The following is a 12,761-nucleotide window of genomic DNA, read 5'->3' on the forward strand; positions in this document are numbered from 1 at the left end:
CCCCTACTTTTATATAGAACCACATGCAATCTTCGCTTGATTATGAGCCAACGCCAGATGCAGGGCCAGCCGATGATCATCCTGGGAGAGGACTCCCAGCGGATGAAGGACAAGTCTGCGCAGGAACACAACATCTCGGCCGCTCGCGCGGTCGCCGAGTCGGTACGCTCGACGCTCGGCCCGAAGGGGATGGACAAGATGCTCGTCTCCTCGATGGGCGACGTCACCGTCACCAACGACGGCGTCACCATCCTCAAGGAGATGGACATCGACAACCCGACAGCCTCGATGATCGTCGAGGTAGCCGAGACACAGGAGGACGAGGCCGGTGACGGCACCACCTCCGCCGTCGCCATCGCAGGCGAACTCCTCAAGAACGCCGAGGACCTCCTCGAACAGGACATCCACCCGACGGCGATCATCAAAGGGTTCAACATGGCCGCGACGCGGGCCAAGGACGAACTCGACGACATCGCCACCGAGGTCGACCCTGACGACGAAGAACTCCTGAAGAAGGTCGCCGAGACCTCGATGACGGGCAAGGGCGCGGAGCTCAACAAGGAGCTGCTCGCCCAGCTCATCGTCGATGCGGTCAACGCCGTGACCGTCGAGGCCGAGGACGGCTCCGTCATCGCCGACCTCGAGTACCTCAACCTCGAGACCCAGACCGGCAGCTCCGCCGGCAACTCCGAGCTCCTCGAAGGCGCGGTCATCGACAAGGACCCGGTCCACGAGGAGATGCCGACCAACGTCGAGGACGCCGACATCATGCTCGTGGACACGGCCATCGAACTCGACGAGACCGAGGTCGACGCGCAGCTCTCCGTCGACGACCCGAGCCAGCTCCAGAACTTCCTCGACAAGGAAGAGGAGCAGCTCAAGCAGATGGTCGACCAGATCGCAGACACCGGTGCCGACGTCGTCTTCTGTCAGAAGGGCATCGACGACATGGCCCAGCACTACCTCGCCGAGAAGGGCATCCTGGCCGTCCGCCGCGCCAAGAAGTCCGACATCGAGTTCCTCAAAGAGGTTCTGGGCGCTAACGTCGTGTCCGACCTCGCCTCCGCGACTGCTGCTGACCTCGGCCACGGCTCCGTCACCCGAGACGAGGCCGAAGGGCTGTTCTACGTCGAGGGCAGCGGCGACGAGGCCCACGGCGTCACGCTCCTGCTCCGTGGCTCGACTGACCACGTCGTCGACGAGCTCGAACGCGGCGTCCAGGACGCGCTCGACGTCGTCGCGTCGACGGTCGCCAACGGCAGTGTCCTCGGCGGCGGCGGCGCACCCGAGGTCGAAGTAGCCCGCCGGCTCCGCGACTACGCCGACAGCGTCGAGGGCCGCGAGCAACTCGCCATCGAGTCCTTCGCCGACGCGCTCGAGATCATCCCGCGGACTCTCGCCGAGAACGCCGGTCTCGACAGCATCGACACGCTGGTCGACCTGCGCGCCGCCCACGAGGACGGCGACGTCAGCGCCGGCCTGAACGTCTTCTCCGGCGATGTCGAGAACACGCTCGACACCGGTGTCGTCGAGCCGACCCACGCCAAGCGCCAGGCCATCTCCTCGGCTGCAGAGGCCGCGAACCTGGTCCTCAAGATCGACGACATCATCGCCGCCGGCGACCTCTCGACCTCCGGCGACGACGAAGGCGGACCCGGCGGCCCAGGCGGCGCCCCCGGCGGCATGGGCGGCATGGGTGGCGGCATGGGCGGCATGATGTAAGAGCGGGCTCGAACGAAGTGAGAGGCCGCTGAATTGCGAGCGGAAGCGTAGCGACACGCGTGCAGGGTAGGGCCGAGCGAGGGCCTCCCTCACGGCCGCGCGGCGGAAGCCGCGAGGCAAGCGAGGTTCCGAAAGGACCTCGATATCACGAGCGGGGTCCGAACTGACCTGCGAGCAGCGACACTTTCTGCGAAGCGAGGAACCCCAACTGGCGAGACTATCCAGACAGGCGAACGGCGAGACGGTTCGTGGGCGTGTACCGACCTGCGAACGGGGGTTCGCCGGACTGCGACTCGGCGTTCGACGGGCACGCCCCGACCCCGCCCGTATCGAAGCGTGAAACCGGACGAACAGTTAGGTGCGTCTCTGCGAAGTATCGACTGTCCCGGTCCGTCTGGTGGGGGGCGGACCGGTGACAGTGGGTGGGGGCCCTTTCCATCCCGGGGTCGGTTCTGTGGCGCCCGGTCGTCGCTCGCTGCGGTCAGTCCGGGCGTGCCGTTCGGTTCCGATAGCGCCCGGGCCGCCGCTGGTCTTCGAACACCACGTCAGTCGTCCCCAGCTCGCTGTAGCGGAGCGTCTCCCTCACGCGGTGGGTTTCCGTTCCGTTGACGAGCGTGTACTGCAGCGCGTAGCTCCGGACGACGCCGCGGGGCGTCACGGCCGCCGAGAGGGAGACGTCGGTCACACGGTCGACGCGGCGGGTGGCGACTGCGCTGTCGTCGGTCGACCCGGTTCCCCTGATGCGATACACCGAGCCCCCGTACAGTTGCTTGACGACCGAGTCGCCGGGGCGGATGGACGTGATGTTGGTGACTGAGAGCAACGCGATGAGGCGCCCGTTGAACGTGGGATCGAAAAACAGCGCGGCCCGTGGGGGACGCGGCGGGCCACCGATACCGCGGCTATCCGCGACCACTGCCGTCGTCGTCGACCCGTTGACGGTGGTCCGTCTGAGCGCGCGGCCGTCCCGCCATGTGCTGTGAATCTCACGCCCTGTCACGCCCCGGCCGGCGACCGTTCGGGTGGCCGTGTACGACCGATAGCCCGCGCTGATGCTGGCACGCGTCCGGACGCGCCTGTGCAGGTCGCTGCCGTCCGTGACGGTCCTGGTGTGTTGTACCCGATAGGAGGTGTTCGAGAGGCGGCGCACGTGGGCGCGGCCCAGCGCAGTGGCGTTGACGACGCGGTCGCCGACGATGCCCGGGGCGTGCTGTTGTGGACTCGTCGTCGCGTCCGCGGTCGGGACGGGGGCCGGCGTCACCGTCTCCCTGGCGGCCGCGTCGCCGCCGACAAGGCCGGCACAGCCGGCGCTCAGCAGGCAGAGACAGACCGCGGCAGTCGCCGCCCCGCGACGCATACCCGTGACTGGTCGTGTGGCGATATAACATCTGGGACGGCGGAGGTATAAGTGCTGTCGAGTACCACCATTCGGTATGCAGACGCTGCTTCTCGGTGCGGACGCGGTCGAGGACCACGCGACGATGCCGGCAGTCATCGACGCGGTCGCCGCGGCCTTCGCCGCCGACGCCAGGGGGAACACCATCATGCCGGCCAAGTCCTACATCGACCTGCCGCAGTACAACGGCGACTTCAGGTCGATGCCGGCCTACGTCAACACGGAGACGTGGGACGCCGCCGCGATCAAGTGGGTCAACGTCCACCTGGACAACCCCCGCGACCACGACCTGCCGACCGTCCTCGGGACGCTCATCTACTCGGACCCCGAGACGGCGTTCCCGCTGGCCGTGATGGACGGCACCGTCCTGACGCGCCTGCGGACCGGGGCGGCGGCCGCCGTCGCTACCGACCACCTCGCCGTCGCCGACGCGGACTCGCTAGGGCTGGTCGGGGCCGGCACGCAGGCCTACACGCAACTGGAGGCCATCTCGTCGGTCCGGGACATCGAGACGGTGGTCGTCGCCGACCAGAGCCCGGAGAAACAGGCGGCGTTCGTCGACGCGTTCGCCGACCGGTTCGACGTCCGGGCGGGCAGTATCGAGGACGCCGCCGGCTGTGACGTCCTCTCGACGATCACACCGGTCGAATCGCCTATCGTGGACCGGGAGTGGCTCGGCGAGCGAACCCACGTCAACGCCATCGGGGCCGACGCCGCCGGCAAGCAGGAACACGACGAACGCACGCTGCTGGACGCGAAACTCGTCATCGACAACTACGAACAGTGCACCCACTCCGGCGAGCTAAACGTCCCGTGGGGCGAGGGCGTCCTGACCGACCACGACCTCCACGGGGAACTCGGCGACATAGTCGCGGGCACGCTCTCGGGGCGGACCGACGACGACGGGATCACCGTCTTCGATTCGACGGGACTGGCTATCCAGGACGTCGCGACCGCACACGTCGTTTACGAGAACGCAAGCGAGGCCGGCGACGGGACGGGCTTCTCGCTCGTCGACACCGACACGACCTGACTACGACGGCGTGAGCGCGTCGGTCACCTTCGAGATGAGCCAGACGATGATGATGAACGGCAGGAGCGGGACCAGCAGGACGAGCAGGCCGGCGAGCATGCCCCAGCCGATTATGTCCATGCCCTCGTTGGGACGGCTACGCGATCCCGGTGTGACGGTTCGAAGCGGCTTCGGTAGTCGCCCGCTGTCCTTCGCGTCGTCGTCAGGTGATTCCGCCATACTGTCTCTTGCGTTGAAACGTGTATAAGCCTAGGCCCCGGCGTGATTACATCGCGCCGGCGACGCCGCTGCCGATGGCGGCCCCGCAGTTGCCACAGGCCACGAGGTAGAACCGCTTGGAGGCCGTAAAGAAGCCGGTCGTCGAGTCCATGTCGAGGAACTCCACGTCGGCCTGGTCGGTCATCTCCGCGTCGCACTCGGGGCAGTGGACCATCAGGCCGCACCTCCGTTGGACTTCGCGCCGGCGACGCCGCTGCCGATAGTCACGCCACACGCCGCGCAGTTGGCCGTGTAGAACCGCTTGGAGGCCTTGATGAAGCCGGTCGCCGAGTCCACTTCGACGAACTCGATGTCGTCGGCCGTTTCGAGCGAGGTCTCACAGTCAGGGCAGTGTACCATACAGTTCTGACACTTGCGGAATCCGGCAAAAATCTTGTGTGGGCTGTGGTCGGGCCTGCCGTCGCTGACTCCGGGACAGGTGGCTGCCAGAGCCGCGATGGACAGCCACAGCAGCGGGCACCGCCCGCGTGTCGCGCCCACAGGTGTCGGTGCCGACGGGTACCCAGGCGGCCGTCTCCCGAAGGGAAAGGTATAGCACCGTCGCTGCCGGATGTTCCGATATTATGACCACAACCGGTGAGGAACGCGAGCGGGGGTTCGATCACACGGAGATCGAGCCCAGGTGGCAGCGCACGTGGGACGAGGCCGACGTGTTCCGTATCGCCGACGACGAGACCGACCCGGAGTACGTCCTGGCGATGTTCCCCTACACGTCCGGAAGCCTCCATATGGGCCACGTCCGGAACTACACTATCACGGACGCCTACGCCCGCTTCGAGCGGATGCGCGGCGAGAGCGTCCTCCACCCGATGGGCTGGGACTCCTTTGGCCTCCCGGCGGAGAACGCCGCCGAGGAACGGGACACCAACCCGCAGGACTGGACGATGCAATGTATCGACTCGATGCGTGACCAGCTCACGGAGATGGGCTTTGGCTACGACTGGGACCGCGAACTCGCGACCTGTGAGCCCGAGTACTACCAGTGGAACCAGTGGCTGTTCAAACAGTTCCGCGAGGCGGGGCTGGTCGAGCGCCAGGCCGCCGAACTGAACTGGTGTCCCTCCTGTGAGACAGTCCTCGCCGACGAGCAGGTCGAGGGCGAGGCGGAACTCTGCTGGCGGTGTGACACGCCCATCGAGGCCCGCGAGATGGACCAGTGGTTCTTCACCATCACCGACTACGCCGAGGAACTGCTGGAGGCACTCGACGACCTCGACGGCTGGCCGAACAACGTCCGGGAGATGCAGCGCAACTGGATCGGCAAGCAGGAGGGCGCGAGCGTCGCCTTCGAGATTCCCGGCTACGGCGACGTGGACATCTTCACGACCCGCCTGGACACCATCCACGGGGCGACCTTCTTCTCGCTGGCCCCCGGCCACCCCGTCGCCCAGGAGATCGCCGAGGACAACGACGACGTCGCCGAGTACATCCACGAGGCCGAACACGCCGACGAGGACGACCTGGACGTGACCTCCGGCGTGTTCACCGGCGAGTACGCCGTCAACCCCGCCACCGGCGAGGAGATCCCCGTCTACGTCGCCGACTACGTCCTGACCGACGTAGGGACCGGCGCCCTGTACGCCGTGCCCGCCCACGACGAGCGCGACCACGAGTTCGCCGAGGCCCACGACATCGACATCGTGCAGGTCGTCGAACCGACCGACGACGCGGACGCCGACCCCGAGGACATCGACGTGCAGGACGCGGCCTACCCCGAGGACGGCGTGCTGGTCAACAGCGGCGAGTTCGACGGGCTGGAGAGCGCCGAGGCCCGCGACCGCTTCGTCGAGGAGTTCGACGGCGAGCACCGCACCGAGTACAACCTCCGGGACTGGGGCATCTCGCGCCAGCGCTACTGGGGCACCCCGATTCCGATGATCCACTGCGAGGACTGTGGCTACGTCGAGGTCCCCGACGAGGACCTCCCCGTCGAACTGCCTGAGTTCGTCCACACCACCGGGAACCCGCTGGACGCCGCCGAGGAGTGGAAACACGTCGACTGTCCCGACTGCGGGGCCGACGCGGTGCGGGAGACGGACACGATGGACACCTTCGTCGACTCCTCGTGGTACTTCCTGCGGTACACCTCGCCGGGAATGGACGAGGCCCCCTTCGATACCGAACGGGCCAGCGACTGGATGCCGGTCGACCAGTACGTCGGTGGCATCGAACACGCGGTGATGCACCTGCTGTACGCCCGCTTCTTCACCAAAGTCTTGGACGACCTCGAGATGGTCGATGGCGTCCGCGAACCCTTCACCAACCTCACGAACCAGGGGATGGTGCTGGGCGAGGACGGCAACAAGATGTCCAAGAGCCTGGGCAACGGCGTCTCGCCCCAGCGCATCATCGAGGAGTACGGGGCCGATACGGCCCGGCTGTTCATCATGGAGGCCGCCCAGCCCGAGAAGGAGTTCGCCTGGAGTCCCGAGGGCGTGCAGTCCGCCCACAGCTTCCTCCAGAACGTGTACACGCTGGTCTCGGAGTACGCCGATGGTGAGGCTAGCGAGGCGCGGAGCGCCTCGGACAACGCGAGTAGCCCGGAACGGAGTTCCGCGGACCATTCGAGCGGGCAAAGCCCGCGAGAAGACGGTGAAACCGCGAACGCCGGCGACGCCGGCGACATCGCCGACTACGTCGCTCGCGAGATCGACGCCACCGCCGCGAACGCGACGGCGGAGTTCGAGGACTTCCGGTTCAACCACGCGCTCCAGGCCGTGCGCGAACTGGTGTCGCTGCTGCGCCGGTATCAGGACGCGACCGACCCCGACGCCGACACCTTCGAGCGCGGGCTGGCGACGGCGGCGAAACTGCTCGCCCCGGTCGCTCCCCACGCCGCCGAGGAGATGTGGGCCGAACTGGGCCACGACGACCTCATCGCGGCGGCCGAGTGGCCGGCGGCCCAGGCCCCCGCCGACTACGAGACGGAGCGCCGACTGGTCGAGAACACCCGCGAGGACATCCGCGACATCGTCGACACGGTCGGCATCGACGACCCCGCCACGGTGACACTCGCGGTCGCACCGGAGTGGAAGCACCGCGTCCTCGACCTGGCTCGCGACGCCGACGGCAACGTCGTCGGCACCGTCATGCAGGACGAGGAACTGCGCGAGCAGGGCGAGGCAGCCGCGGACTTCGCCAAGGAACTGGCCGGCCGCGCGCAGTCGCTCGACGAGCAACTGCCGCCCGAGCGCGAACGGGCGGCGCTGGAACGGGCCGCGTGGCTCATCGAACGCGAGTTCGGCGCTGACGTGGTCGTCCAGGGGCCCGAGGAGGCGGACCCCGACCTCGTCGGCAAGGCCGGTCCCGGTCGACCGGCCATCGACATCGAAGAATAATCCGGCGGCGTCTGACTACCGGTTGCTGAGGGCTACTCGGCGCTGACCAACCCGGTGTCGACGAGGTCCTCGAAGACGTTCGCCGCGTGGCCGTCGGGGCCGACCCGTTCGTAGACGGCGACGACGCGCTCCCGTGTGAGTATGTAGGTCGTCCGCTGGCTCCGGCCGTCGACGAGCGGCACGTCGAAGGCCTCACACAGCCGCCCCTCGGGGTCGGCCAGCAGGTCGAAGCTGATGTCGTTCGCCGCGGCGAACTCGCGGTGGCTCTCGACGCCGTCCGTCGAGACGCCGTACAGCTCGACCCCGGCGTCCGCGAACCGCTGTGCGTACTCCTCGAACTGGTTCGCTTCCGTCGTACAGCCCGGCGTGTCGTCGGCCGGATAGAAGTACAGCACCGTCGGCTCCTCGAACGCCGGCCGGACCGCGTCGCCGTGCTGGTTCGTCGCTCTGATCGTCGGCACGTCCGTGCCGGGTTCGAGCACCATCGTCAGTTCACGGGGATGTCCGTTCCGTCGTCGTCCTCGCTGTGTACGACCTTCGCCAGACGCACCGTGAGGACGCCGTTGTCGTAGCTCGCGGTGGTCCCCTCCTCGTCGACGGCCTCGGGGAGGCGGACCGACCGGCTCATCGACTGCTGGCGGCGCTCGCGCTGGACGTACTGGCCGTCGCTGGACTCCTGCTCCTGGCTCGCCGTGGCGCTGATGGTGAGCTCGCGCTCCTCGACGAGCTGGACGTCGATGTCCTCGCTGTCGTAGCCGGGCAGGTCCGCGTGGACGACGAAGGCGTCGTCCTCGTCGACGACGTCGACCGGGACGGAGCCCATGTCCACGCCGAACTGTTCTCCCAGCATATCGAACGCGCGCTCGATCTCGCTGAACGGATCGCGGTCGGACATACGTGGGGGTACGCGGGCCCGGGACTTAACGCTTAGAAGCGTCTCAGTTCACGACCGTCCGCGAGTCGTACGACCCGAGCCGCCGGACCCACCCCTTCTCCGCGATGTCCTCGATGTCGGCAAGCGCCTCCTGTGTGCGCCGCTCGTAGAGGCCGGCCGAGATGTCGATGTGGAAGACGTAGTCCCCCAGCCGCTCGCCGCTGGGTCGGGACTCGACGCGGGTGAGGTTGATGTCGCGGTCGGCAAAGGGTTCCAGCAGTTCCAGCAGCAGGCCGGGGTAGTCGACGTCGGGATAGACGATGAAGGAGGTCTTGCTGCCGGCCTCGCTGCGCTCGCTCTTCGGGGCGACGACGAGGAACCGCGTGGCGTTCGAGGACCGGTCCTGGATGTCCTCGGCGAGGACCTTCAGTTCCGTCCCGTTGGTCGCGTTCTCAGGGTGACCGATGGCGGCGATGTCCGAATCGCCGCGGGCGCGTTCGACGCCGCGGGCCGTCGACGCGACGGCCTCTACGTCGACGCCGGGGTAGTGCTCGTCGAGCCAGCCGCGACACTGGGCCAGCGCCTGGGCGTGGCTGGCCACCAGCGAGAACGACTCGTCCTGTGCGAGCAGGGCGTGGCGGATCGGCGTGATAATCTCGTCGACGACGGCGACGTCGTACTCCGCGAAGGCGTCGAGCGACTCGGTGACGGAGCCCTCGATGCTGTTCTCGACGGGGACGACGCCGCGTTCGGCCTCGCCGTCCGCGACGGCCTCGACGATGGCGGTCACCGACTCGGAGAAGGATATCTCGTCGTCGGTGACTGCCTGTGCGGCGCGGTGGGAGTAGGTCCCTTCGGGACCCAGCGTGACAGTGGTCATACCCGGGCTACTCCGCTGGGAACCAAAAGAACCGTGGTCATCGGCGGGCGCTGTGTCGGTGCAGTCAGCCGCCGTTCAGGACAACCGGGCCAGTTCCTCGTCGGTGAGGTCGATAGCGCCGGCGGCGACGTTCTGTTCGAGGTGGTCGAGGCTGCTGGTGCCGGGAATCGGCAGCGTCACGTCCGAGTGACCAAGTAGCCACGCCAGCGCGATCTGGTAGGGCGTGGCGTCGTGGCGCCCGGCTATCTCCTCGATGCCGTCGACGTCGCCGAGGTCCCCGGCGCCCAGCGGGAACCACGGGATGAAACCGATGCCGTAGTTCTCGCAGGCTTCCAGCACGTCCTCGTCGTCGCGGTGGGCGACGTTGTACTGGTTCTGGACCGTCGCGATGTCGACGACGTCGCGGGCGCGGTCCAGTTGCTCGACGGAGACGTTCGAGACGCCGACGTGGCGAACGAGCCCCTCGTCTTTCATCTCGGCGAGTGCGTGTATCGAGTCCTCGAACGGCGTGTCGGGGTCGGGCCGGTGGTACTGGTACAGGTCGATGGGGTCCATCCGCAACCGGTCCCGCGAGCAAAGCTGTGCGTTGCGCAGGTAGTCGGGGTCGCCGTGGGCCAGCCAGTCGGCGTCGGTGTTGCGGAGCAGGCCGCCCTTCGTCGCGATGACGAGGTCCTCGCGCTCGGTGTCGAGCGCTTCGCCGATGAGCCGCTCGGAGACGCCAGGCCCGTAGGAGTCAGCCGTGTCGATGAACTCGACGCCGAGGTCGACCGCCCGTTCCAGCACGGCGCGGGCGTGCTCCTCGTCGTCCGGTTCGCCGATGATGTCCTGCCCGGTGAGCCGCATCGCGCCGAAGCCGAGCCGGTGGACCGTCTGTTCGCCGCCGATATCGAACGTGTCACTCTCGTTTGCGACCATACAAACACGGTCGTCGCCACGCCTGAAAACAGCCAGGTCTGTCCAAGTCGTTACCACCGAAGGTGTCTCTGCCGTTTCCGAGCCCTCGTCTCGCCCGCTCAATCGTCGCTGAGGTGGAACAGCGCGAGGTAAACGAAGAGATATCGCGAGGAGTAATAGACCGCGACGCTGGCGGCGAAGGCAAACAGCGAGACGCTCGCGACCGACACGCCGAACCCGGAGTCGACGAACGGGTTCCGACCCATCGCCGCGATGTACGACGACACCATCTCGCCGCCGCCCAGCCCCACAGCGAACAGGCAAAGCGAGATGCCGATCGCCAGGCCGCCGGTCCCGAGGCCGACGTACCGCGCGAAGTCCTCAGCGTTGAGCGCCGCGTGGGCCTGCCGTTCGGTCAGCGGGGCGAGCCGGACCCGGTAGAGGACTGACCCGACGAGCAACGTCGCACCGAAAAGTTCCAGCACCCCGCCGAACAGCCCGAGCAACAGCACCTTCGGCGAGGCGACAGCGGGATTGACCGACGGGAGAAACGCCGCGGTGCTGTCCGGATACAGACCGTAGATCGGTAACAACAGTGCCAGCGCGCCGAGCAGGGCGCTCTGGAGCGCAAGCGTCCGTGGAACGGTCTGTCTGAGATACGAATGGCGTTCGTAGCGGAGTCGCTCGTAGGTCGACCCTGAGATGATCGCCTGGGCGATGGTGTCGTCGGGCTGTGAATCAGTAGACATATTTACCGGTTCCTATCTACCGGGAGTTTACTCAATCCGCGATATAACCCTTTTGCACGGTGCAAGACTCAGTGTGTCTGTCAGGTAGATCCATCCCGGTGTCACATTATCGGGGAATATCACTCCGGTCACGGCACACGAACCGCTCGGGCAGCGGTCTCAGCGCGTGTGAATCGCCTCGCCGCGTGCAGCCGCGGCCGCCTCGTGGACTGCCTCGGAGAGCGTCGGGTGCGTATGAATCGTCCCGGCGATGTCCTCTAGCTGTGCGCCCATCTCGATTCCCAGCCCGAGTTCGGCGATGAGCTCCGACGCCTCCGGGCCGACGATCTGTGCGCCGAGCAGGAACTCCCCGTCGGCAGCGGCGACGACGCGGACGAACCCCTCCTTCTCGTCGACGGTGAGCGCGCGGCCGTTGGCCCGCATCGGCATCTGTCCGGTGACCGGGTCAAAGCCCGCCGCCTCGGCCTCGGATTCGGTCATGCCGACGGTGGCGATCTCGGGGTCGGTAAACACCGCGGCGGGGATCGCCTGGTGGTCGAACGCGGCCGGCTCGCCGGCGGCGGCTTCGGCGGCGACCTTGCCTTCGGCCATCGCCTTGTGGGCCAGCATCGGCTCGCCGGCCACGTCCCCGACGGCGAACACCGACTCGGCCGCCGTTCGACACTGGTCGTCGGTTGCCACGAATCCGTCCTCGTCCGTCTGGAGGGCGACGTTTTCCAGCGCGAGCGTGTCCGTGACCGGCTCGCGGCCGACCGCTATCAGGCACTTCTCGGCGTTGTACTCGATGACCTCGTCGTCGGCGTCGAGGGTCTGGACGCGGATGCCCTCGTCCGTCTGCTCCCAGTCGTCGGCCGCCTCGCCGAAGTTGAAGTCGATTCCCAGCTCTTCGGCCCGGTCGCGGACGACCGCCGCGATATCGTCCTCGTACCCGGGCAACACGTCGTCGAGCATCTCGACGACCGTGACCTCCGCGCCCAGTTTCGCAAACACCGTCGACAGTTCCATCCCGATGTAGCCCGCGCCGACGACGACGAGCTTCTCGGGGACCGACGCAAGCGCCAGCGCGTCCTTCGAGGAGAGGACGTGCTCGCCGTCGAACTCGAAGCCCGGGACCGCCATCGGTCGGCTCCCCGTCGCGACGACGGCGTGTTCGAACGACAGCGACTCCGAGCCCTGCCCCTCGCCGCCGTGGGCGACCCGGACCGTCCCGTCGTCGACGAACTCGGCGGTCCCTTCCACCAGATTGACGCCGGCGCTCTTACACAGCGACTCGACGCCCCGTGTCAGCCGCGTGACGACGCCGTCTTTCCACTCGGTCATCCCGGCCATGTCGACGGCCGGGTCCGCGAACACGCCCATCGATTCGGCCTGTCGGGCGTCGTGGGCCACGTCCGAGGCCGAGATGAGGGCTTTCGAGGGAATGCAGCCGTGGTTCAGGCAGGTCCCGCCGTAGGCGTCCCGCTCGACGAGCGTCGTGTCCAGTCCCAGTTGTGCGCCCCGGATTGCGGCGACGTAGCCGCCCGGACCGCCGCCGATAACAAGCAGTTCGGTTCCCGTAGTGACATCTCCGACGACCATAGCGACTTCTCGGCCGGA

Annotated in this window: 13 protein-coding genes; 3 read left to right on the forward strand and 10 right to left on the reverse strand. The window is 67.4% G+C overall.

What is annotated here, in order from left to right:
- Positions 1-42 precede the first annotated feature (42 nt).
- Complete coding sequence (gene thsB / locus KZ498_RS04920) at positions 43-1,722, forward strand: thermosome subunit beta (protein ID WP_396276094.1); 1,680 nt, start codon at positions 43-45, stop codon at positions 1,720-1,722.
- 481 nt (positions 1,723-2,203) lie between these two features.
- On the opposite strand, the gene KZ498_RS04925 is transcribed toward thsB, so the two are convergent.
- The gene (locus tag KZ498_RS04925) at positions 2,204-3,079 is read right to left on the reverse strand and encodes a hypothetical protein (RefSeq protein ID WP_312617278.1); all 876 of its coding nucleotides are present in this window, start codon (positions 3,077-3,079) and stop codon (positions 2,204-2,206) included.
- Positions 3,080-3,155: 76 nt separating this feature from the next.
- Between KZ498_RS04925 and KZ498_RS04930 the strand changes: the two genes are divergently transcribed.
- Positions 3,156-4,151, forward strand: a complete 996-nt coding sequence (locus tag KZ498_RS04930) for an ornithine cyclodeaminase family protein (protein ID WP_312617279.1) — start codon at positions 3,156-3,158, stop codon at positions 4,149-4,151.
- Here KZ498_RS04930 and KZ498_RS04935 read toward each other — a convergent pair whose 3' ends face one another.
- Genes KZ498_RS04935 through KZ498_RS04945 form a run of 3 tightly spaced genes read right to left on the reverse strand, consistent with a single transcriptional unit; the run spans position 4,152 to position 4,769 of the window.
- Positions 4,152-4,370: a hypothetical protein gene (locus KZ498_RS04935; protein ID WP_312617280.1), complete on the reverse strand. Its 219-nt coding sequence runs from the start codon at positions 4,368-4,370 to the stop codon at positions 4,152-4,154.
- A 46-nt stretch (positions 4,371-4,416) separates the two neighbouring features.
- Complete coding sequence (locus tag KZ498_RS04940) at positions 4,417-4,584, reverse strand: hypothetical protein (RefSeq protein WP_312617282.1); 168 nt, start codon at positions 4,582-4,584, stop codon at positions 4,417-4,419.
- A complete protein-coding gene (locus tag KZ498_RS04945; RefSeq protein ID WP_170082537.1) occupies positions 4,584-4,769 on the reverse strand; it encodes a hypothetical protein in 186 nt (61 codons plus the stop codon). The genes KZ498_RS04940 and KZ498_RS04945 overlap by 1 nt, the downstream gene beginning before the upstream one ends.
- A 224-nt stretch (positions 4,770-4,993) precedes the next feature.
- Here KZ498_RS04945 and leuS point away from each other — a divergent pair, with 224 nt between their 5' ends.
- On the forward strand, positions 4,994-7,768 hold the full coding sequence (leuS, locus tag KZ498_RS04950; RefSeq protein WP_312617283.1) for a leucine--tRNA ligase: 2,775 nt from the start codon (positions 4,994-4,996) through the stop codon (positions 7,766-7,768).
- A 32-nt stretch (positions 7,769-7,800) separates the two neighbouring features.
- Here the strand turns inward: leuS and KZ498_RS04955 are convergent, their stop codons facing one another.
- The 6 genes from KZ498_RS04955 to lpdA all read right to left on the reverse strand — a co-directional run bounded on the left by KZ498_RS04955 (position 7,801) and on the right by lpdA (position 12,743).
- Entirely contained in the window at positions 7,801-8,253 is a 453-nt protein-coding gene (locus tag KZ498_RS04955; RefSeq protein ID WP_312617284.1) for a peroxiredoxin, read from the reverse strand.
- A gap of 2 nt (positions 8,254-8,255) precedes the next feature.
- Positions 8,256-8,663 (reverse strand): Hsp20/alpha crystallin family protein, encoded by a 408-nt coding sequence (locus tag KZ498_RS04960; RefSeq protein ID WP_312617285.1) that lies wholly within the window; start codon positions 8,661-8,663, stop codon positions 8,256-8,258.
- A 43-nt stretch (positions 8,664-8,706) separates the two neighbouring features.
- Entirely contained in the window at positions 8,707-9,522 is an 816-nt protein-coding gene (pheA, locus tag KZ498_RS04965) for a prephenate dehydratase (RefSeq protein WP_312617286.1), read from the reverse strand.
- A 75-nt stretch (positions 9,523-9,597) separates the two neighbouring features.
- Positions 9,598-10,437, reverse strand: coding sequence for an aldo/keto reductase (locus tag KZ498_RS04970; protein WP_312617288.1), 840 nt, complete (start codon positions 10,435-10,437; stop codon positions 9,598-9,600).
- Positions 10,438-10,535: 98 nt separating this feature from the next.
- A complete protein-coding gene (locus KZ498_RS04975) occupies positions 10,536-11,165 on the reverse strand; it encodes a hypothetical protein (RefSeq protein WP_312617290.1) in 630 nt (209 codons plus the stop codon).
- Between the two features lie 159 nt (positions 11,166-11,324).
- Positions 11,325-12,743, reverse strand: a complete 1,419-nt coding sequence (lpdA, locus tag KZ498_RS04980; RefSeq protein ID WP_312617292.1) for a dihydrolipoyl dehydrogenase — start codon at positions 12,741-12,743, stop codon at positions 11,325-11,327.
- Between the last annotated feature and the right edge of the window lie 18 nt (positions 12,744-12,761).

The organism is Haloarcula sp. 1CSR25-25 (genome assembly GCF_032027985.1).
In the GTDB taxonomy this organism is placed as follows: Archaea; Halobacteriota; Halobacteria; order Halobacteriales; family Haloarculaceae; genus Haloarcula.

Coding starts and splice junctions, on each gene's coding strand:
- thsB (WP_396276094.1), top strand. CDS start 43: ATGAGCCAACGCCAGATGCAGGGCCAGCCGATGATCATCCTGGGAGAG.
- KZ498_RS04925 (WP_312617278.1), bottom strand. CDS start 3,079: ATGCGTCGCGGGGCGGCGACTGCCGCGGTCTGTCTCTGCCTGCTGAGC.
- KZ498_RS04930 (WP_312617279.1), top strand. CDS start 3,156: ATGCAGACGCTGCTTCTCGGTGCGGACGCGGTCGAGGACCACGCGACG.
- KZ498_RS04935 (WP_312617280.1), bottom strand. CDS start 4,370: ATGGCGGAATCACCTGACGACGACGCGAAGGACAGCGGGCGACTACCG.
- KZ498_RS04940 (WP_312617282.1), bottom strand. CDS start 4,584: ATGGTCCACTGCCCCGAGTGCGACGCGGAGATGACCGACCAGGCCGAC.
- KZ498_RS04945 (WP_170082537.1), bottom strand. CDS start 4,769: ATGGTACACTGCCCTGACTGTGAGACCTCGCTCGAAACGGCCGACGAC.
- leuS (WP_312617283.1), top strand. CDS start 4,994: ATGACCACAACCGGTGAGGAACGCGAGCGGGGGTTCGATCACACGGAG.
- KZ498_RS04955 (WP_312617284.1), bottom strand. CDS start 8,253: ATGGTGCTCGAACCCGGCACGGACGTGCCGACGATCAGAGCGACGAAC.
- KZ498_RS04960 (WP_312617285.1), bottom strand. CDS start 8,663: ATGTCCGACCGCGATCCGTTCAGCGAGATCGAGCGCGCGTTCGATATG.
- pheA (WP_312617286.1), bottom strand. CDS start 9,522: ATGACCACTGTCACGCTGGGTCCCGAAGGGACCTACTCCCACCGCGCC.
- KZ498_RS04970 (WP_312617288.1), bottom strand. CDS start 10,437: ATGGTCGCAAACGAGAGTGACACGTTCGATATCGGCGGCGAACAGACG.
- KZ498_RS04975 (WP_312617290.1), bottom strand. CDS start 11,165: ATGTCTACTGATTCACAGCCCGACGACACCATCGCCCAGGCGATCATC.
- lpdA (WP_312617292.1), bottom strand. CDS start 12,743: ATGGTCGTCGGAGATGTCACTACGGGAACCGAACTGCTTGTTATCGGC.